General features: G+C 56.7%; 12 protein-coding genes and 1 pseudogene. 9 read left to right on the top strand and 4 right to left on the bottom strand.

Features of this window, described 5'->3' with window-relative positions:
• Window positions 1–112 precede the first annotated feature (112 nt).
• Complete coding sequence (locus QTO31_RS16695; protein ID WP_031458889.1) at window positions 113–2923, top strand: helicase C-terminal domain-containing protein; 2811 nt, start codon at window positions 113–115, stop codon at window positions 2921–2923.
• Window positions 2924–2972: 49 nt separating this feature from the next.
• On the opposite strand, the gene QTO31_RS16700 is transcribed toward QTO31_RS16695, so the two are convergent.
• Window positions 2973–3731: a DUF5131 family protein gene (locus QTO31_RS16700; protein ID WP_301430214.1), complete on the bottom strand. Its 759-nt coding sequence runs from the start codon at window positions 3729–3731 to the stop codon at window positions 2973–2975.
• Window positions 3732–4174: 443 nt separating this feature from the next.
• On the opposite strand from QTO31_RS16700, the gene QTO31_RS16705 reads away from it, so the two are divergent.
• Both QTO31_RS16705 and QTO31_RS16710 read left to right on the top strand, forming a co-directional pair.
• A complete protein-coding gene (locus tag QTO31_RS16705) occupies window positions 4175–4798 on the top strand; it encodes an IS607 family transposase (protein ID WP_411278406.1) in 624 nt (207 codons plus the stop codon).
• An 18-nt stretch (window positions 4799–4816) separates the two neighbouring features.
• Entirely contained in the window at window positions 4817–6157 is a 1341-nt protein-coding gene (locus tag QTO31_RS16710) for an RNA-guided endonuclease InsQ/TnpB family protein (protein WP_301430218.1), read from the top strand.
• Here the strand turns inward: QTO31_RS16710 and tcmP are convergent.
• The 3 genes and pseudogenes from tcmP to QTO31_RS16725 all read right to left on the bottom strand — a co-directional run bounded on the left by tcmP (window position 6084) and on the right by QTO31_RS16725 (window position 13429).
• Window positions 6084–6730: pseudogene (gene tcmP / locus QTO31_RS16715) on the bottom strand (three-Cys-motif partner protein TcmP). The gene QTO31_RS16710 and the pseudogene tcmP overlap by 74 nt on opposite strands.
• Window positions 6731–6929: 199 nt before the next feature.
• Complete coding sequence (locus QTO31_RS16720; protein ID WP_301430221.1) at window positions 6930–10583, bottom strand: Eco57I restriction-modification methylase domain-containing protein; 3654 nt, start codon at window positions 10581–10583, stop codon at window positions 6930–6932.
• On the bottom strand, window positions 10580–13429 hold the full coding sequence (locus tag QTO31_RS16725) for a helicase-related protein (protein WP_301430222.1): 2850 nt from the start codon (window positions 13427–13429) through the stop codon (window positions 10580–10582). Before QTO31_RS16725 ends, QTO31_RS16720 begins: the two co-directional genes overlap by 4 nt.
• Before the next feature lie 586 nt (window positions 13430–14015).
• Between QTO31_RS16725 and QTO31_RS16730 the strand changes: the two genes are divergently transcribed.
• The 6 genes from QTO31_RS16730 to QTO31_RS16755 all read left to right on the top strand — a co-directional run bounded on the left by QTO31_RS16730 (window position 14016) and on the right by QTO31_RS16755 (window position 22264).
• Window positions 14016–14405, top strand: a complete 390-nt coding sequence (locus QTO31_RS16730) for an isoamylase early set domain-containing protein (protein ID WP_301430224.1) — start codon at window positions 14016–14018, stop codon at window positions 14403–14405.
• A gap of 1039 nt (window positions 14406–15444) precedes the next feature.
• A complete protein-coding gene (gene guaA / locus QTO31_RS16735; RefSeq protein WP_301430225.1) occupies window positions 15445–16986 on the top strand; it encodes a glutamine-hydrolyzing GMP synthase in 1542 nt (513 codons plus the stop codon).
• A gap of 33 nt (window positions 16987–17019) precedes the next feature.
• A complete protein-coding gene (gene cmk, locus QTO31_RS16740) occupies window positions 17020–17715 on the top strand; it encodes a (d)CMP kinase (RefSeq protein ID WP_301430227.1) in 696 nt (231 codons plus the stop codon).
• A gap of 170 nt (window positions 17716–17885) precedes the next feature.
• Window positions 17886–19436 carry a PH domain-containing protein gene (locus tag QTO31_RS16745; RefSeq protein WP_301430229.1) on the top strand — a complete coding sequence of 517 codons (1551 nt, stop codon included), beginning with the start codon at window positions 17886–17888 and terminating at the stop codon, window positions 19434–19436.
• Window positions 19433–21280, top strand: a complete 1848-nt coding sequence (locus QTO31_RS16750) for a hypothetical protein (protein ID WP_301430232.1) — start codon at window positions 19433–19435, stop codon at window positions 21278–21280. The genes QTO31_RS16745 and QTO31_RS16750 overlap by 4 nt, the downstream gene beginning before the upstream one ends.
• 30 nt (window positions 21281–21310) lie before the next feature.
• On the top strand, window positions 21311–22264 hold the full coding sequence (locus QTO31_RS16755) for an ATP-binding cassette domain-containing protein (RefSeq protein ID WP_031458879.1): 954 nt from the start codon (window positions 21311–21313) through the stop codon (window positions 22262–22264).
• Window positions 22265–22287: the final 23 nt, after the last annotated feature.

The following is a 22287-nucleotide window of genomic DNA, read 5'->3' on the forward strand; positions in this document are numbered from 1 at the left end:
CGCCCCGACCTTCCGATCCTCGCTATCATACGTTCCTCTTTCGCGTGGTACAATTGTCTGTGTTACGGGCAACGATACCGATCACCCGCCACCATTTGGTCTGCAAAACTGTATGAACAACCGCATCTATGTTGCTATTGATGTCGAGACCACCGGTTTACAAAGTGGTCTCGATGAAATTATCGAGGTTGCAGCGGTAACCTTTCGTGGCCGTGAGATTCTCGACCGATTCAGCCAATTGGTTCGCCCCCGCCAATCGGTTCCGCTCAAGATTACCCGGCTGACCGGTATTGATCCCAAAGCTCTGGCACAGGCGCCGCGTTTCAACGAGATCGGCGCCGAGCTGGCCCGCTTTATCGGCAATCGCCCAATAGTGGGGCACTCGATTGGCTTTGATCTAACGATGCTGCGGGCACAAGGGATGCATTTCAACCAGCCGGTGTACGATACGTTTGAACTGGCGACGTTGCTCTTGCCACAGGTCACCGGTTACAAACTCTCGACGCTGGCAGCCCATCTCGGCATTCCCCACCCCGATGCCCATCGTGCGCTCAACGATGCCGAGGTAACGGCTCAGCTTTTCGTTGCACTCTGCGAGCGGATGTTACACCTTGATCTGGCAACGCTCAGCGAGATCGTGCGTCTAACCGGTAAGATTGGGCTGCCACTCCGCGATCTGTTTGAAGAGGCGTTGCGACAGAAGGCGCGGAATGCTTTTCTTGAACCGATTACAGCACCGCACGATGCAGCCGATGCGACCGATACCGAGGTACCGCCACTCAGGCCCACCGGCTACACCCGTCCGCTCGATCTCGAGGCGATTGGTGCCTTCTTTAGTCCTGATGGGGTGTTTGGGCAGACCTTCCCTGGCTATGAGCCTCGTCAGCCGCAGATCGAGATGGCGCAGGCGGTGGCAACAGCGTTTAATCAGAGCGAGCCGTTGATTGTAGAAGCTGGTACCGGCACCGGTAAGAGTATGGCGTATCTGGTTCCGGCAGCAATGTATGCTGCGCAACGTGGTGAGCGGGTGGTGATCTCGACCAATACCATCAACTTGCAAGATCAACTTTACAATAAAGACATTCCCGATCTGCAACGAATCTTCGCAACGGCAGGATTACCGCCATTTCGCGCTGTGCTCTTGAAAGGGCGCAGTAATTACCTTTGCCTGAAGCGGTATCACGAGCTGCGTCGGCTCGATACTCTGAGCAGCGAAGAGGTGCGGGCGTTGCTGAAGATTCAACTCTGGCTACCAACTACCAAGAGCGGTGATCGTACCGAGATCCCACTGATCGACCGCGAGCAGGCAGTGTGGAACAAGGTCAATGTCTCGGTAGAGACCTGTACCGGCGCCCGTTGTCCGCATTTTCGGGAGTGTTACTTCTTCCGTGCCCGCCGTGCTGCCGAAGCTGCGCATCTGGTGGTCGTCAATCATGCGCTGTTGATCGCCGATTTGGCGGCGGCCTCGCAGGTATTGCCTCCTTACGATCATCTGGTGATTGACGAAGCCCACAATCTGGAAGATGTCGCAACCGACCAGCTCAGTTTTAATCTTGATCAGGCTGGCATGCTCAAGTTTCTCGATGATCTGTTTCAGACCGGCGGGGCACAGATTGTCAGTGGTCTGCTCAGCGAAATACCGGCAGTACTCACCGAAATCGGTGGCGGCGGCGCAGCCGGAGAGCGCATTACCGCCGCTATTGAACGGATCCGCCCCACCCTGATTCGGATGCGGACTGCGGTCTACGAGTGTTTTCATCTGCTTACCCGTTTTGTGCAGATTGATGCCGATCCCAATCAGCAGTATGATCTGCGGATCCGCTTGACAAACGATGTCAGAAAGCGCCCGGAATGGCAAGAGATTGAACTGGCCTGGCAAAATCTGAATGATATGCTGGCGCTGATTGGCAAAGAGCTGGCAGTGATCGAAGAGCAACTCCACGCTTTGAATGAGGCCAACGGTACGCTCGATGATCTGCTGTTGCGAACGGAAGTCTTACGCCGGTTTGCTACTGACGTTCGGGTACGCAGTGGTCATGTCATTTTTGGCGATGAAGAAAGTATCTGCTGGCTGACGTATGATCGACAGCGTGATACGCTCACGCTGACGGCGGCGCCGTTGAGTGTGGCCGACATTTTGCAGAGTCAGCTTTTTGCCCAGAAGCAGACCAATGTGCTCGCTTCAGCAACCCTGAGTATTGCCGGTCGTTTCGATTTTGTGAAGAGTCGGATCGGCCTATCAGATTGCCAGGAGCTGATGCTCGATTCGCCGTTTGATTACGCACAGCAGGCCTTAGTCTACATTCCCAACGACATTCCCGAACCAAACCAGCGTGGCTATCAACAGATGATCGAACGGGCAATTATCGATCTGGCTATCGCGTCGGAAGGTCGGATGCTGGCGCTCTTTACCGCCTCCAATGCCTTACGACAAACCTACGCCGCTATTCAAGAGCCGCTTGAAGATCGGGGCATTGGCGTGATGGCCCAGGGTATCGACGGTTCGCGCCGGGCGCTAGTTGATCGGTTGAAGGAGTTTCCGCGCTCGGTGTTGCTCGGTACCAACAGCTTTTGGGAAGGGGTGGATATTGTCGGCGAAGCGCTCTCGGTGTTGGTGATCACCAAACTACCGTTTGCCGTACCGACCGATCCGATTGTGGCAGCCCGCAGTGAGCTGTTCGATGATCCGTTTAACGAATACAGCGTTCCGCAGAGTATCCTGCGCTTCAAGCAAGGGTTTGGCCGTCTGATCCGTTCCCGTGAGGATCGAGGCATTGTGGTGGTGCTTGACCGGCGGTTGCTGACCAAGAAATACGGACAACAGTTTCTCGATTCGTTACCGCCAACGCGAGTACGCACTGGGCCATTGGCTAACTTGCCGGGGCTGGTGGCGCGCTTTTTGCAAAGGCAAAATGGCGGGTAGGCAGCAGGGCGCAGCGGCGCTGCGCCCGTACAAGTCGTGCTGAAGATGCTCATCGGCGCGGATGACCCAGGACAGGGTGAGAATCCGTCTCAATTGGTAGTGGCTCAGGCGGCATCTCATCCCACGTCCGGCCATCGAGCAGTCGCCCAGTTCGTTTTTTCACCGTTCCGCCCCATTGCTTGAAGAAGAAGGCAACGCCTGCGCTGAGACACTGGTCGCGAATGTCGCGCACCCATTCGACCGCCATCGGACGCGCCCCCGGCCCCGACTCGCCACCCACGATCACCCAATCGATGCCACTCAGGTCGAGGTTAGGCAGCGGCCCCAAGAGCGGTTCCAGCGAGAGAAATTTGATCGCGGCGCCCGTCTGACGCAGCAGATCAATGCGGTAGGTGTACGTTGCGTTCTCGACACTGACCCCCATCCAGACGTTCGCCGGCCATGGGAGCAGCGGATCGAGTTCGTGTAACCGCTCGGCGCGTTTGGTTAACACCTGGAAACAGTGCCAGTGCGCACGCTGCATCACGTCGAAGACCTGCTGAATGAAATCGAGCGGCACCTCGTGATGGAACAGATCACTCATCGAGTTGACGAAGATCGTGCGGGGGGTTGTCCAGCGCAACGGCTCGGCGAGAGTATCGGGATGGAGAGTCAGGCGGAATCCGTTCCGATATTTATCCACCCCCATCGCCCGCAAGCGAAGCGCCATCCGTTCGGCGTAACAGTGTTTACAGCCCGGACTAATTTTGGTGCAGCCGGTGAGCGGGTTCCAGGTGGCTTCGGTCCATTCGATCCTTGTGTTGGCCATTATGGTACTCCCAATGGCGATTGAAGATTAGAATATTTGTTCTATTATATATGAAAATGGTCGCTTCGTAAAGTATTACCGTTTCTTCTCCAGAATATGTTCAGCAATCTTGAGTGCGGTCGGTGCTCCTCTTGGGTTAGACGCTGCAAAACATAATGCGTATAGCGGGTTATTCCGAGAATTTCTGAGAATGAGCGGATTTGGCGCAACCGCTTCAAAAACGGTCTCCAGGCGTTGAACGAAAAACCTCAAGATGTCGTGGAAGTCGGCATCTTTCTTCAGTTGTGTCTCATCACCACCAAGGAGAGGCAACATCTGATAAGATCGGTAGAACGCATCACGCCAATCTTCGGTTCCGAAGATTCTGGTCAGCCGTTCGGCCCAGGATTCAGGAGCCGGACTCTAGCTTGACTTCTAGTACGCGATAGTGTAGCATGGTGCTCGTGGAAAACACCATGCGCACAGGGAAAGCCGCACAACTCCTTGGTGTCTCGGTCAAGACGTTGCAGCGTTGGGAACGCGAAGGAAGGCTGATTCCGGTGGCCCGAACGGACAGCAACCGCCGTCTCTCCCCTGAGACGCAAATCCGTGAGGTCATCGGTTTGCGGCAGGCGAACCATGCGCCACCCACGCTGGTCGCCTCCTGTCGGGTATCGAGTGCAGCACAGAAGCCGGACCTGGCGAATCAGCGCAACGTGCTGGAAGAGGTCGTGGTGGCGAAGGGATTGGCGGGGGTCGAGTGTATCGAGGAAGTGGGCGGCGGGTTGAACGTCACGCGCAAGCGGTTTCTGGCCCGTATGGACGAGATCGGGCGACGGGAAGTCACGATGCTGATCCTTGCTCACCAGGACCGCCTCACCCGCTTCGGCTTTGAGTGGTTCGAACATGACGCCAAAACCCATGGCTGCGCAGTGCTGGTGCTCACCCAGGAACGGCTGTCTCCCGAACCGGAAATGGTGCAAGACGTGATGACCATCGTGCACGGTTGTTCGTCTCGGCGATACGGTTTGAGGAACTATCGAAAGAAGGTGGATGAAGCGCTGAAACAGGATGCGAGTCATGAGTAATGCCAAGAAGGCCAAACGATGCAACTAACCCACAAGATCGCCCTTTGTCCGACTCCTGAGCAGGTGGATTACTTCAAGCGCGCCTGCGGCACGGCCCGGCGCGTCTGGAACTGGGCGCTCAATGAATGGAACAAACAATACGCAGCAGGCGGCAAGCCGAACGCAATGGCGCTCAAAAAACAGTTCAACGCCATCAAATACACCGACCCACAGTGGCTCGATGAGAACGGACGACCGTGGTTGCGAGACATTCACCGGGACGCACACGCCCAGCCGTTTGCTCATCTCGCCAAAGCCTGGGAAAGATTCTTCACCGACCTCAAGGCTGGCAAAGAGGCGCACGCACCGCGCTTCAAGAAAAAGGGGCGTTGCCGCGACAGCTTTTATGTTGCCAACGACACGTTCACCCTGGATGGCAAGACGATCCGTCTGCCCAAGATCGGCGACGTCGCCATGACCGAGGAACTGCGCTTCAAAGGAAAGATACTGGGCGCGACGGTCTCGCGCACGGCGGATCGTTGGTTTGTGGCAATACAGGTCGAAGTGCCCGATGCGCAATGCTATCGGCGTCGCACCTCCCATGAGGTCAACGGCATCGACTTGGGCGTTACGGCTGCCGCAACGATCTCCAGCGGCGAAGTCATCGAAGCGCCAAAGCCGCTCAACGCAGCGCTGCGTCGCCTCAAGATTCGCGGTCGGCGTCTCAGCCGCAAGCTGCAAGCCGCCAAAGAGATGGCGGGGTTTGGACGCCATGCCCGCCTGCCCAAAGGAACGCGCCTGCCGGTCTCGAACAACCGGCGAAAGTCCGCTGCGACATTGGCAAGGCTCCATGCCCGCCTTGCCAATCTCCGAGCGGACGTTACTCATAAGCTCACGACTCGACTCTGCCGTGAAAACCAAGCGTTCGTGATCGAGGATGTAAACGTCAAGGGGATGCTCGCGAACGAGAAGCTCGCTCGCGCCATCGCTGACGTGGGCGTTGGGATGTTGCGCTCGCAGTTGGAATACAAGGCGAAACGCTACGGAACGCGGTTGGTTATTGCCGATCGCTGGTATCCAAGTAGCCGACTGTGCTCCATCTGTGGCTGGAAGAACGAGGCGCTGACATTGAGCGATCGAGAATGGGTGTGTGCGCAATGTGGTGCGCACCATGACCGTGACCTCAATGCGGCGCGGAACCTGAAACGGCTGGCAACCGAAACTGCCCTACCTGTGGCGAGTCCGACCAGTAATGGCGGCGCTGCAGCGGGGACCGTCCCCGCCGCAGCCGGGAAAGTCACGCTTGTCAGAGACGACGGTGGTCAACAAGACACGTCGGGGCAGGAAGAGAACCGTGCGCACCTTTGCGCACTTTCTTGATAGCAGGTGGTCCTGATCTAGTGAGAAGACGATTCACACCTATACCAAGCGGAAAGAGGTACCATAAATCAACTGCCTCTGTACGAGCTAGCGCTTCAATGACGTTCCATTCAACTTCCATGCCGTATGGATCGAGAAAAACAACAGCCCGCGCTGTCCTCCAGTTAGTCGATTGGCACCATCGTAACAGGTACGAATTTGCATCTTCGTTGACAATTTGAATCTTGTGGCCAGCAAATTCGTCTTTAAGTTGCTGAAGTTGTTGTGCATATTCAGATTACGTTCGATAAAAATATATTCTCTGAAAGGAGGATTAATCTCTAAAGCAATTCTGGCGCTGCCTTTGAGGAATTCTTCGACTTCAGGAACATTATCACTGAAAATATCTGCCTGACCGGTAACTTGTGACTGTGTTTTTTGAAAAGAACCGGTGCCAGCGAATGCGTCAACGTACATAAAATGAAGTTTGCGAGCTTTTTCATTGCTGTTGAAAATGGTAGTGTACGCTTTAAGGTATTTCTGTAACCTAAGCAACTTTTCTTTTGTCCATTCGCCGCCAAACTGGTGCGCCATGCAAGACTCCTATACTTTCGCCACTGAGATTAGTTCCAAAGTATACCAGAAAAGGTCGTCGGCTAAAGACTGTCGCTGTACGCTTGTGGAAGCAATGCGCCACTTTACTCCACTGTAGTTCGATAGTGAGCAATCATCGTGGTGAGCTGTGTTTCAACCTTGGACGGCATGAATTATTTGGCTTAGACACCTATGGCAGTTATCTGTTCAGCTCCATCAACTGCCACACCAGCTCGCGCTGGACTGATGGTGCAACCGTGTAGCGGATCTGGCCGCGCTCGTTGGGGTAAAAATCGTGTTGTGGGTCAAGATCATCCCATCCGTAACACGCCATGATGATGCGGTCGAGCGCAACGTGCAGTCGCCGTAGTTCAACAATATCGGCGTCGGTGCAGGTCGGGTTGTGGAAGAGGTTGTAGGTTTTGGTCAGGCCTAGTTGTCGGGCCTGCATGATCTGGCGGCGGTGTTCGTGGTAGGTGGCGCCGATCTGCGCCGCCTGCCAGAAGACCGGCGGCATGTCGGAAAGCTGCCATGCTCCTGCTGCCAGGTGTTCGTATTCCGCCGGTGGGAAGGGGAAGGTGGCAAAGCAGTCGGTTGGTGTGTAGCGATTTCGCGATTCCAGACTAGAGGAATTGCGCCATACCCACACCTCATGCACGGCAGATTGCAGCAGGGCGAAGTGGTAGTCGTCGTCGTAGGCGAAGACGATGAGCATATGTGAATATACCCATTCCTTCGGGACAAATGAAACCATGTGCATCTGGCTCACCTCTGATCGCACCAACACCCGCCGTAGCGGGGCGATGGCCGCACGCATGCCGGTACGGTAGGCGCCGAATTGCCACCAATATTCGCGATTACGCCGGTCGCCGGGGCCGTTCAGCCGCTCACGCTCCGGCTTCACCCGCTCTGCCACAATCCGCAACAGGTCAGGGTACTGCTGGGCCCGCGCCAGCTCCCAGTCGTGGAAGCAGATCACCCAGCGGCTAGGCCGTTGTTCGGGGTGGCTGTTGAGGTCTTCGCCGTTTAGGTAGGGGAAGAGGCAATCGGCGTTGCGCGGGTCGCGCTCGATCAGGGCCTGGGCCTCGGCCGGTTCGAGCACGAAGCCAATGCCGCGCACAATATCCCCTTGAAACGCCTTGCCTTCATTCAGCGGCAGGCGCACCGGTTCGTGTTCGGGTTGGTCGTCGAGGCGCGAAGAGATGAAGGGTACATGCTGGTCGTCGAGGATCGCGGCAGCACGACGGGGATGGTCACTTCCCAGACGCGGGGCTTCAATGACCACAAGATTGACTTCGACGTTCGCCTGGCCGGGCCATTTGACGAAGCGTTGCGCGAACGGTATCTGGCCACCCTGAGCCAGGATGAACTTCAGACCGCTTTCGCGGGTATCGCCCTGCCCCAGCGTGTTGGTGGCGATCAGACCCAACCGTCCGCCGGGCTTGAGCAGGGTAAAGGCGCGACGGAAGAAGGCAGCGCAGAGATCGGCGGTGCCGCCGAAGGGGTGGTAGGCGGCTTCCAGCCACAGGCGATAGGCTTCGCCGAAGGAGCTGCTGATGCGTAACCCACCCATGAACGGTGGGTTGCCGATGATGACATCAAAGCCGCCCTGGGCTGCACCGGTGTCACGCAGTTCCAGGATGTCAGCGAATTCGAGCGCCCAGTGGAAGAAGGTGTACCGGTGGCTCAGCTCCGTCACCCGGCTAAGTATCTGCGGATCGGGCAGCTTATCCCTGCGCAGCACCTCGTACAGATCGGCAGTGGTGAACAGCAGCGGATGGTCTGTTTCCTGCCCAAAGAAAGCGGCGGTGTAAGTATCGCACGCGTCTTTGAGTTGCCGGAAGGCAGTGCTCTGCTGAAGCTGCGCGAAGGCCGCTCGTTTGGCGCGCACCTCGGCAATCGAGGTTTCGGGCATCGCGATAATCCGTCGGATTGCTTGTGCAATCTCGGCCAACAGTTGGGAAACGAATCCGTATTGAAAGAGGGTCTCTTTTCGTTCTCTGCCGTTTCGTTTGCGGGCTGCGCTTAGCAGCGCACGGTTGGTCTTGCCTAACGGTCGGTACGCTGCATCGGGGATACCGTCTTTTAAGAGGCTGAGGTCGGCTAGCCCGATCAGCGAATCGCCACAGCGGATATGCGATTCGAGAAAGGTGAGCGGTTTATCGCGGGTGTGGCCTTCAAGCCAGAGGGCCACGCGACACAGCTCAACCGCCAGCGGGTTCTTATCGACGCCGTAGATGCAGTGGGTGATCACATCACGCACGCCATCCTGGATGGCTTCGGGCGGCGGTTCATCGGCGCCGGTGCGCAGTCGCGCCAACTCTTTCCCTAGCCGCCGAGCCGCTGCCAGCAGAAAATGGCCCGACCCACAGGCCGGATCGAGAATCTTCATGGTGAGAATGGCCGTCTCGCGCTCGCCAGGGGTCGGACATCCGGCCAGCCGCTCGTGTAAGACCGGTTCGAGCGTCTGTTGCACAAGCCGCCCGACCAGCTCAGGCGGCGTGTAATGCGACCCAGTAGCGCGCCGTTCGGTCCCGCGCAGTTCGAGCGAAAAACGCATCTGCTGGTCATCGCCGGTGACGGTTGGGTGCAGTTCGAGCAGGCTTTCGTAGACCGAGCCGAGTTCTTCGGTATCGAGCGCCGCGTAGTTGATCCGACGCGGCGGCGAGTCGTAGAAGGTGAGGTACCAGAACGCGCCGAGCAGATCGCGGTTGGTTATGCTGGCCTGATCAAGCTCCTGTTCAGCAAAGAGTTCACCGTTCAAGACCGGCAGACCGAGCAGCTTCGCCAGCGGTTGGCCGTCGTCGAGCGAGGTATCATCGCGCAGCACCATCCAGAGCACGCGCAACGAGCACCAAAGATCGTCGTGGTCGGTGAAGGCGTCTTGCCGTTCGACGAGCGTGCGCAGGCGGGTGACACTGTAATGGTCGCGGTAGAGCGGATCGGCGCTGATCAGACCGCGCTCTTCCGAAACGAGCAGAAAGAGCAGACGGTAGACCAACCGCAAGAGCTGACGGTAAAGATCGGCTGCACCGTTCGCAGATACCCATGCGCGTAGCGTGTGACTGTCACGATGAGCGAGAAAGCCATTAGCAAGCCGTTGCAAACAGACTTCTACCCCTTCGCGCAACTTCTCGCGCACCCGGCTGCCCTGTTCTAGCGCGTGTTGATAGTAGATTTCCAGCGGGCACGAGCGAGCAGCGCTGGCGGTACGCGGCAAGCGTGATCGGTGAAGCAGCCGGTAGAAAACGGCGAAGTCTTGAAAGTGTTGCTCTTCAATCATCGTTGCCAGATCGAACTCAAGATAGACCTGGCGGCGAATAGCGGTACTGTTGCGCAACAGGCGGATGATACGGCCATTGGTGACAAGACCCCAAAGATGCTCGGTGCGGTTGAGATACTCTTGCAACAGCGTGTGCGGCGCAAGGCGCGGGCGTCCACCCGGCGCAAGCTGGTCAAGCTCCTGCCGGAAACCGACAATATGCACCGGTACCGCATCATCGTCCTCGCCAAGACGATGCGAGATCGCGAAACGCATTCCGTCGATGTCGTAGGCGCGGGTGTTGTAGCGCAACTCGTAGCCGAGCATGTTCAAGAATGGAATCATCCAGGCGTCACGGGTAAGCGAGGTCGCCGCATCCTTCTCATCGAGACGAGCCAGCCGGTTTTGCACGATGCCCCAGAGCGTACAGACATCGTGAAACACTGCCGCAATCTCATCGTTCAGGTGACGACGACCGCTGATACCAAAATCTTCCGGTTGCTGGTACGGCAGTTCGCCCCGCAACAATTGTTCAGGCAGGTCAGCCCCAAAAAGACCACCTGCAATGCGTAGCGTCGGGAAAGTACTCATCGTGGTGCGACCATCGGTTGCAACACAAGAATGCCAAGCAGATCGGGCGGAAGCTGAGGCTTCAACGCCAATTCACGCACGCGCAGCGCCACTGCCTGTCGGATGCGCTTATGGCTCTGTTCGAGCACATCAGCCCGTTCGTTCAAGAACGCGGCGATTGGTTGGTGCAGGGTCAGCCACTGGGCGAGCGCAGCGTCGATCAGTTCGCGCTTTTCTGCCAACGACACATTCGCATCAGGTTGCGCAGCGAGCAAGGCCAGCGCCTGGTCGAGATCGAGCCACTCACCCGTTGCCTGTTGACCGACAACCACCACCTCTTCGGCCAACAGCGGATGCTGACCCGGTTGTTCCAGCAAGTAGCGTACCCGCAGTAGCCAGAGCGTTGTTAGTCGTGACACTGCGCGGGTACGGATCACACCACAACGGGCAGCGATGGCCGATTGGGGATTGGCGAGCGCATCTTCAAACAAGAAGCGGGCCAGAGTTGTGACAAAGCGATGGTTGCGACCGAGGTATTCAGCTTCAGGAGGTACCGGTGAAACAAAGCTCATTCGCCATAGCGAAGAACGGTGCGGAGTGGATAGGTATGGTGTCAGCCCTGCCCGGATCGGCGCCGGCAAGCGGTTCAACGTCGCCTCCGACACATCAACCAAAAAGACATCAGCTCGGCGGCGATCAGGCTGGATGGGCAACCCCAACCGTTGTGCCGCCGTCAACACAAACTCGCGCACCGCCGTCGGATCGCCGAGCACGGCATCGGTTGCCTCCAGCTCCCGGCGCACCTCGTCTGGCTTCAGTGCTCGCTGCGCAAACCGAGTACGGTTAACCCGCTCGCGCTCGGCATCTTGTTGCCAGCGCCGGTGCAGCACCTCGACCGCCGGTACGCCGAGATCGAGTTCCAGTTGTTGACCCGCGCGCCCACGCCGCAAAAAGAGCGCATTGAGTACCGCTTCGGTGACACTGGCGCTATCTTCAGGAACCGGCACATACGTTCCCAGCGCACGATGAATTTCACGGGCTTTGTTCAGCAGCACATCGATCACCACGCCGTCTACCGGATTATCCCGCCCGTAGATGCGGATCACCTGCACAATTGAGGACAACTGGCCGTAGCGGTCAACCCGCCCCTCACGCTGTTCGAGCCGGTTCGGATTCCAGGGCAAATCGTAGTGTACTACCGCGTTAAAACGGTCTTGCAAATTGATCCCCTCGCTCAGGCAATCGGTGGCAACCAACACCCGTGGCCGGTCGGTCGTAAGCGATTCGATCAGCATCCGCCGTTCATTATCTGCCATACGCCCGGTCACACACACCACCTGTACCGTTTCTGGCAGCGTCTGCCGCAGATGCTCGGCCAGATAGTCGGCAGTAGCGATATAGCGACACCACAGAATGGGGCAAAAACCCTCGCTGAGCAACTGCTGCACCACATCGCGGCAGCGTTGCAGTTTGGTATCGGCAGTCGGCCCGGCCAGTGCTTTGGTGAGACGAATCAGCTCGTGCAATCGTCGCCGCTCGTGATCGTTCAACATTTGCGCACTCGCCTCAACCGGCGGTAACGGCACCTCATCATTGGTACGACTGTCATCAGCTTCAAAAATAAACGGCTGAAAATCGCTCTCTTCGTCGGCAAGCGCTAACGTGTCAATACGGGCTGCTAACGCGGCACGGGCAGCAGCCGGACTCGACATCACACAGCGCAGCAGCGCCAACGCCCCCCAATACCGCACCCGACGCTGACGTTCGTGCAAATGGTCGCCGGTATGCACGATCTCGGAACAGAAGGCGTAGATGCGTTCAAATAAGTGACGGTACTCGGGCGAAAGATCATACGTCACGTCAACCGCTTCTCGGCTGGGGAAACAGCGCACCTCTTCCCAGTGCAGCTCAATATCTTTGCGCGTCCGCTGGACAACATAGCGGGCCAGCGTTGCCCGTTGGTTTTCCGCTAGCTCGGCAATCTGCCAGGTCGCAAACTCCGGTCGCAGCAGACCCAGCAACGAACGAAATGCCGCATCAATCCCACTGTGAGGGGTAGCAGTGAGCAGAAGAAGATGACGTTGCGCATCAGCAGCCAGCTCCTGGAGCAGACGATGCCGCTGCTGCTGACTCTGAAAACGTTCATCGGCTGCCGCTGCGCTGTGCGCTTCATCAACAATCACCAGTTCAGGGCAATGCAGCAGAAACTGATGACGGTTTCGATCCGTTTTTACAAAATCGATACTTACCACTTGAATCGGGTAATGAGCATAGATACTCTTGCCCGGTGGCACCTGTCGTTCCAACTGCGTGATGGTTCCCGAACGGATGATCACTGCATCGAGGTGAAACTTCGTCGTCAGCTCGTGCTGCCACTGTTCGCAGAGATACGGCGGACAGAGCACACACAACTGCCGAATCTCCTGACGGTCGATCAGCTCACGGGCAATCAACAGCGCTTCGATAGTCTTGCCTACTCCCACATCATCGGCGATCAACAGTCGTACCGGATGCAGACGGAGCGCCATCAGGAGCGGAACAAACTGATAGGTACGAGGCCGGATCGAAATCCGTCCCAGTGAGCGCAACGGTGCTGCGCCTTCACGGAGGGTCAAACGGGCGGCCTGCCAGAGCAACCGGATTGCCGCCGCATCAGCAACCTGATCGACAGTGGGTAGTGGAAACGTCGCCGGTTGCAGACGCTCCTCAGGTAACGTATAGCCCACCAGGTCGGCCAGCCGACGATGAATCGCCACCACCTGATCGCTCGCCCCGGCTAGTGGTCGGAGCAACACAACATCGGGTTGGTCTGATGGTAACAACACCCAATCACGTTTCCGACAACGCACAATCGAACCAGGTTGCATTGGCTGAACCTCACAGACAGTAGATGATTCGACCGGCTGAAAAGCCGCCCATCTAAATGTAAGTACAGGGTATCGCCAGGTTATCTGTGATGACACCAGCGTTTTTCGCAAAGTATCAGCACTATTTTACACCAGAAACCATGTGGTCAAAAACATACAAGCCGATAGCAGCAGCAAACGGTTCCCGGCTTCAATCGTGTACACAACCCCGCCGTGGGAAAAAGCGGCGGCGAGAAATGTTCACTCACCTTCGCCTGACCTCTACCGCTCTTTGTGGGCACGCGGCCGGTAAGTAGTCACAAGACGCCGACGCACAGTTCAGCGTACCACCGCACGCCAATGATTGCCGTATGGCCGGTAACGCCTATCGGCGCGCATGTGAGCGTGAATTGTGGAATACAACACTTGCGGAGAGGCGCTAAACGGCACGAGTTGGAAAGGGCCGTATTCACCTTCGCAGCAACACAAATATCAATGGTCAAAATACTACTCATTGTTATCGATATGTCATTCTCGCGCATGCTATAATTGCACATAAACAAAGAGACAGCGTTGTCGAAGAATCAGCCCAACAAAGGAGTTTGGCATGATAACGAAACAGATCGGCCCGGCCGGTAAAGTACGTGTAACCTTTTCGCTCCCCGCCGCGATATGGGCTGATACCGTTCACCTCGTCGGCGACTTTAACGGCTGGAACCCACGTGCCACCCCCTTACGTGCCACCGAACACGGCTGGATGGTCACACTCGACCTCGACGCCGGTCGCATCTACCAGTATCGCTATCTCGTTAACGATAACGAATGGCACAACGACTGGAACGCCGATGGCTACGTTCCCAATCCCTACGGTGGTGACAATTCAGTCGTTGACACAACGATCTTTGCCGATTCCGAACCTGAAGCCGAGCAGGCCGTCGGTCAAAAACCGGCACTGATGTCATTCCCGCCGCGGCTGCGCCTGGTCTCAAACGGGTAAGTGGCCTGATGCAGCACCTTTTCACCTACGGCCCCGTCTCCCGTTGGGGCGAAACATGTTTCACCCTAACGGGAGACCGACCTCGGACCTATTTTTAACCCCTTGTCTGGGGATCTTCACTTATCCTGCATACGTGCCTCATCGCAGTTGTGGCATACGCCGTTGTTGCCAATCTCTCAGAGCCTGTTCAAAAACCCAGATTTCTCATTGGGCAAGTACCTAACCCGTGCGACCATTGCGTGAGGGGACCAACCCTCCCCCCTTCCTCTCCCGCGCTGCGGGAGAGGAAGGGGGCCAGGGGGAAGGGGAGGGCGCGCCAGCCGTGCGCCGCAGCACCGGGACGGAAGACGTTGCACACCCCTCCCATCGCGGAAGGGCGACGCATACCTTACCCGCCAACGGTTCCCTAACCATTACGGCGCTGATCGCTTCCCAATCGGTTCCAACCATTCGCCGCACCAGCGGGCCAGAGGCCCGCGTACCCAGGCTGGTGCATCGGTAAACCACAGCAGAGAGTGCTGCCCCCTCGCTGATCCACCGTTCTGCTTGACTAGTATGAGAGCCTGATCAAAAACCCGGATGTTGCATGAGGCTCGTACCGGGCATCTCCGACCATTGCGTGCGCGGGCCAACAGGCTTTCGCGCCAGCCCCCCACGTCCCCCCTTCCGCTCCCCGTGTGGGAGCGGAAGGGGGCCAGGGGGAAGGGGAGGGCGCGCTAGCCGTGCGCCGCAGCACCGGGACGGAATACGTTGCACACCCCTCCCATCGCGGAAGGGTGACGCATCCCCTGCCGGCCAACGGTTCTCATCCGCAACGATCCGGTACCTATCGTTTGGAATGCCATTGCAGAACCGCATCAACTATCCAGGTTTTTGATCATACTCTTAGATAAAATTTGTTATAATGCCGATAGTAACGCGCCAGATCGAAAGTTCTCACGAAGCGCTATCGGCAGAAAGTAACGACGCGCAGCAGCCTCGCTGAGGCTTGCTGGTTCTCAAGGAGGGCAAGAGCCTTTCCCTTTATCAGGAACGTTCCATGACAACACACAGTATACCCGTGCTCGACTTTGGTTCGCAGACCGCACAGCTTATTGTGCGACGGCTGCGCGAATTGGGATATTACAGCGAACTCCTTCCCTACGATGCCCCAGAGACTCAGGTGCGATCCCTATCGCCGGTGGGAATCGTATTGAGCGGTGGCCCAGCCAGCGTCTACGAGCCGGGCGCGCCTGCCTTGCCGACCTGGTTGGTAGCGAGCGACCTGCCGGTGCTCGGCATTTGCTACGGTATGCAGTTAATCAGCCACACCCTCGGCGGCATCGTCACGCGCCCGACCGGACGTGAATATGGCCCGGCGATGATCACAGTTACCCGTCCGCATCCGCTGTTCGCCGATACGCCGACCGAGCAACCGGTCTGGATGAGCCACGGTGATCGGATCGAGCAGTTGCCGACCGGCTTTACAGCCATTGCTGCCAATCCAGCCACCCCTTTCGCCGCAATAGCCGACGATCAGCGGCGCTGGTACGGCGTGCAGTTTCACCCAGAGGTGGTACACACCGTCTACGGACGGACGATCCTGAACAATTTTGCCCGCCTGTGCGGTGCCCGCCCGGAATGGCAACCGGTCAACTTCGTGGCCGAGGCTATCGAGCGTGTCCGGGCACAGGTTGGTAACGAGGGCCGTGTGATCTGCGCGCTTTCTGGAGGGGTCGATTCGGCGGTGGCGGCATTGATCATCCATCGGGCCATTGGTGATCGGTTGACCTGCGTCTTTGTGGATAATGGTCTGTTACGCGCCGGTGAAGCTGAACAGGTGATCACCACCTTCCGCGAGCACTTTCACGTACCCCTGATTGCCGTCGATGCGCGCGAAGAGTTTTTATCTGCGCTCGAAGGGGTCGTTGATCCCGAACAAAAACGCAAGATTATCGGTGAGAAGTTTATTCGCATCTTCGAGCGAGAAGCTCGTGCCTTACAAGGAGTTGAATTTCTGGCCCAGGGTACGCTCTATCCCGATGTGATCGAATCAACGGCGCCTGACCGACCAAAGGCGGCTAAAATCAAAACTCATCACAACGTGGGTGGTTTACCGGCAGATATGCAACTCAAGCTGGTGGAACCGCTCCGCTACCTCTTTAAGGATGAAGTGCGCGCTGCCGGCTTGCAGCTCGGCCTGCCTGAAGAGTGGGTTTGGCGGCATCCCTTCCCTGGGCCAGGGCTGGCGGTGCGGATCGTTGGGGCAGTGACCTGGGAACGTCTTGAAACGTTGCGCCAGGCCGATAAGATCTTTCTGGAAGAGTTACGCGCCAGTGGCTATTATCGAGCTACTCAACAGGCCTTCGCGGTACTCCTGCCGGTGCAGAGCGTTGGCGTTATGGGAGATGGGCGCTCGTATGGGGTGACAATCGCGTTGCGGGCGATCACCACCGAGGATTACATGACTGCCGACTGGGCACGTTTACCCTACGAACTCCTGTCTCGTGTCAGTAGCCGCATCGTCAACGAAGTCGAAGGTGTCAATCGGGTCGTGTACGACATTTCATCGAAGCCACCGGCAACGATTGAGTGGGAGTAGCCACACACGGCAGCCCCATGCTACAATAGAGCTATGCGCCTACCACGAACAATCGCAATTGATGGTCAATCGGCTGCCGGTAAGAGCACATTAGGCGCTTTACTGGCGGCTGAGCTGGGTTATCTTTACTTCGATACCGGTGTGATGTACCGTGCGCTGGCGCTGGCCGCACTACGGGCCGGTATCAATCCTGACGATGAAGATGCCCTTACCGCGCTGGCCCATCGCCTCACGATTGATGTCACAGCGCCGACCGTTACCGATGGTCGGCAATATACAGTTTTGGTCGATGGTGAAGACGTCACCTGGGCCATTCGCACACCGGAGGTCGAACGGATCGTCTCACGAACGGCACGTTTTCCGGCTGTACGACGCGAGATGATCCGTCAGCAACAAGCCATCGGTCGGCGGGGGCAAGTGGTGATGGTCGGTCGCGATATTGGCACAGTGGTGATGCCTGATGCCGATCTCAAAATCTACTTGCAGGCCTCATTAACCGAACGTGCCCGGCGACGACTGGCCGAGCTGCGCAGCCGCAATATCGATACGTCGCTGGAACAGGTTGCTGCTGCCCTAGCCGAACGTGATGCGCTTGATGCCCATGTTTCGCAACCGGCTGCCGATGCTATCATACTGGTGAACGATGGACTTACACCGGCCGAAGAGGTAGAGTGGGTGTTGCATCAGTTGGTGAACGGTCCTGAGCAGAGCAACAGGCGCACAGAGTGAGGATTGCGCAGGGGAAGCGTGCGGACCTGTGCCGCCTGCCACCATCAGCGAACCCGTAAAGTCGCCGATGGTGATGGGTGCAGAGCAGTTTCAGAGGGATGAACCCTCTGCACCACCGCTCCTGCGCACGCATACGATGGTCGCAGGCAACCAGCGAGGGAGACCGCGCTATGGCGGGAAACATTATTGACCGGTTACTCTACGAAGATGCTGACAGTGCACTTGACCTGGCAGAAAACGAAGAGATTCTCTACGTCACCGGTCGACACTGGATCATCCTCTTATCACGGCTGATCATTCCCCTGCTCGGCATTTGCTTCTTCGGTGGAATTGCTCTCTATCGCGCTATCGGTGGTGGGTTTCTGGTGTCTAACACCGGTGAGCCAACCGGTTTTGATCTGTTCAACATCCTGCTGGCGCTGATCGAGGCTGTATTGCTCCTCTTCTGGGTCGCGTTGTGGGTACGTGGTGGTAAAGACCCGAATCCAGGTCGGGTGTTGTTGGCCGCTAATCTGGCTATCCTGGCTCTGATCTGGTTTCGGTACAACGGAGGACGTATCTTCTATATTGATCCCGGTCGTTTTTTTGGTCAGGCGTTCGATTCGATCAACCTGCTTTTGATCGGCCTGGCAACCGTCAGCCTCTTCTCGATTTTCTTCGTCGTGTATGACTGGTTAAACGATGAACTGATCCTCACCAATCGTCGGGTGGTTTACAATAATGATCAAGTCTTCATCCCACGTTTGCTCGAACAGCGCGTGCAACAGCAGATTTTTATTGAGGAAGTTCAAGATGTTTTTGCCGCGACCAAGACCTATCCCCAACACTGGTTTCAGTACGGTACCATTGAAGTGAAATCGGCCCGCATTGGTGGCAACATTGTCTTTCACGGTGCGCGGAACCCCAAGGAGATGCAGCGCCGGATTATGGCCCAGGTTAACGAAAATCGCCGCAAACGTGGCGAGCAAGATTTGGCTACATTGATAGAGACAAAAGTCTACAATGAGCCTCCACCACGCACCAAACGCTCACTCCCGGCAAACCCACCACGCTGGCCCTGGCTCAGTTGGTTATTACCACCCAACCCTGAAGTGCAACCGGAGAAAGAGACTATTATCTGGCGGAAACACTGGTTGTTTCTACTACAGGGGATTGCTCCCCCTGTTGCCATGCTGTTTGTGGGTTGGATGATCGTGATCTTATTGGGAAGCTGGGGCTTATTGCCAGGGCCGTGGCTAACCGTGTTCATTATTGCGATTCTGATCGCATTTCTGGCCTGGTCGGCCTGGGAAATTGAAGATTTTCGGAACGATATGTACATCCTCACTCCGACGAACATCATCGATATTGAGAAGAAACCGTTTGGGCCAGAGGATCGCCGTGCCGCCAGCCTTGGCGCTATCACCAATGTCTCTTTTGAGACGACGTTTATCAGTAACTTCCTCGGCTACGGTGATGTGGTGGTAGAGACAGCCGGTAGCGGTGGGAAGTTTACCTTCTTGCACGTGCCAAAACCGCGAGATGTGGTGGCGATGATCAATGACTATTACGTGATGTTTAAGCGTGTTGATAAAGAGCGTTCACTTAACGATATGCTGGAACTGCTGCGCCACTACCATCTCGCCCAACAACGACACAACGAGTTAATGCCGGCAAACGGAACCACGATCGCTCTGGCAGAACAGCTACCGGCTGAATCGAAGGAGCAACCTTCCGCATGAGACGCTTCATCCTGCTGTGCCTGCTCGTACTGGTGATGGTTCCTACACCGATCGCCGCACAACAACCCTCACTGATAACCATTGCTGTGCAGGCCGGGATTGATGGCGAAGGAACCTATCGCCCCGGCTACTGGTTTCCGGTCTGGATTACGCTGACCAACGATGGCGCTGATCGACAGCTTACGCTCGAGTGGCGTAGTCTCAGTGATCGAGGGTCTACGCAACGCTATCGGATTGATTTACCCGGCGGTGCCCGTAAGCGGATTGTCTTCCCAGTGGTACACTCAGAAACCCGCCAGGCATTGCTCATGGCGACAGCCGATGGGGTTGAAGTAGGGCGGCAACAAGTTCCCCTAAACCCGCTCCGTGATGATCTGTACACGCTCGGCTTGCTTAGCAGCGATCCGGCAGTATTGAGCAGTCTTTCAACTGCCAACTTTGCAGTGCTCCCGTTTGACCCTGCGTTGATTGCGGATGATCCGCTCTTGTTGGCAGCATTTGACGTGATCGCGGTACGTGATCTGACCACCGACTTGCGCGCCGAACAGCGGGCTGCGCTGTTGAGTTGGGTGCAACAAGGGGGAACGCTCCTGGTTGGTGGTGGTGCAGCAGGTGAAACAGCGATCCGTGCCTTCGCCGATATGTTGCCGGTTACGGTAGGCGCTTTGCAGCGTGGGGTTTCAGTGGCTGCGCTCGAGCAGGTCAGTAGTCTAACTGGCTTAAGCAACTTTGTCCCTGATCTGACCGCCAACACGGTCACATTACGCCCTGACGCCCGATCGGTGACAAACGATGGTCTGATCAGTCGGCGGGAAGTTGGCGCCGGTACAATCATCTTTGCCGCATTCGATCTGGGAGCACTCCGTGCCTCACCGGCTGAGCGCAATCTGTGGACAAACGTTCTGTCGGTTCAGCCACGTATCGCCATAGGCCCTGAGCTGCGCAAAAAGTTCACCGATTTGCCCTGGAGGCAGTTGAACATCCCCTTGTTCCAGCAACCTTCAACCGCGACCCTCCTGCTGCTCATCGGCGCCTACATTGTTGTAATCGGGCCGATCCAGTTCCTGATCCTGCGCCGCTGGCGGCGACTGGAATGGGCCTGGGTCTCTACGCCGCTGCTCATCGTTGCCTTCCTCGGCGGAACCTTTACGATGGGCTATCTCCTCCGTGGTGGGCAAGTGCAATTGGTTCAGTTGTCAATCATGCAGACGGCGAGTGGGAGTCCCTCGGCGCTTGCGACAACGGTGGTAGGCGTCTTTGCCCCCCAACGGCAGCGTTATACGTTCACCTTTGCAAAGTCGGCATTGGTTTCGGCGCCCCGTCGTTTCGAGGAAAGCACATTAGACACCGAGTATAGCGATACGGGCGTTTCTATTCCTGATCTTGTCCTCGATTCGTCTGCCTTTCGCACCCTGATTGTCGAACAGATCACAACCAATCCGATCCAACTCAGCCATCGTCTGGAAAGGAATAACCAGGGTTGGCGCGGTACCCTGACCAATACCGGTTCAACTGACTTGTACGATGTCATGCTGGTATGGCAGAATGAGATGCAGTGGATTGGACAACTCGCGCCTAGTGCTGAAGTAACCATCAATCTGCAAGACGGTAACGATAATTTCTTGCGCGATTTCATGCCCACTAGTGATGGAACGATCTTTTTCCATACGGCAGTCATAGAAAATATGTCTTGGTCTATTTTATTACAAGAAGCTGGCCCGCGATTTCCCGGTGATCAGGTGTATCTGGTTGGTTGGAGTAACGAGGCATCGCCGGTTATGCAGGTGAATAGTGGCGCAACCGCGTTGCGTGGTGAAACGCTTTATATCATCGCACTGCGATAAACTTTACAGACACAGTGAATAATTAGTCATATGACAGCAATTGTCGAAACTAAACAGTTGACCCGCTACTACGGGGAAATGCTGGCGCTGAACCATCTGAACCTGCACATTCCGACGGGAGCTATTTACGGTTTTATCGGCCCCAACGGTGCTGGTAAAACAACAACAATGCGTATTCTGACCACCTTACTCAAGCCTTCGGGTGGTGAGGCGTGGGTAGCAGGATTTTCAGTTACGCACCAGCGCAACGAAGTCCGTCGTGTCGTCGGCTTCATGCCTGATGCGTTTGGGTTTTACAATAACATGACGGCGGCGGAATACCTCGAATTTTTCGCTGCTGCGTATCAGATACCGCCATCGCGCTGGGCAAGGCTGATCGATGATCTCCTGACCCTGGTTGACCTGGGACACAAACGTGATAGCGATGTGATGTCGCTCTCGCGCGGGATGAAGCAGCGGCTCAGTCTGGCCCGTACCCTGATCCACGACCCACAACTGCTGATCCTGGATGAACCGGCCAGCGGCCTCGATCCGCGGGCGCGCGTTGAGTTGCGTGAACTGCTTCGCGAGCTGCGCCGGATGGGCAAGACGATCATGATCAGCTCCCACATCCTGACCGAGCTGGCCGAGATGTGTACACACATCGGGATCATCGAGCGTGGCACCCTACTGGCGTCGGGGGATGTTGAGACGATTATGCGCTCGTTGCAGCCACACCGGACGTTTGAAGTGCATGTGATCAGCGATCTCGAGCAAGCGGTGATTGCGGCAACTGCGGCGCAGCATGTCCTTGCCGTGCGGGCAATACAAGACGAAGGCCCGCCCCGTCTGATTATTGATATTGATGGCGATGATCGGGCGGTCAGTGCATTACTGACCCATCTGGTACAACATGGGGTCGAGATTATCCACTTTACGGCCCAAACCAGCAATCTGGAAGAGGTGTTTTTAAAGGTTACCCAGAGTGCCAATACCTCAGTGTGAGCACCTGCTGAAAATCTCGTTGT

Source organism: Chloroflexus sp. MS-CIW-1, from assembly GCF_030444705.1.
GTDB lineage: Bacteria > Chloroflexota > Chloroflexia > Chloroflexales > Chloroflexaceae > Chloroflexus.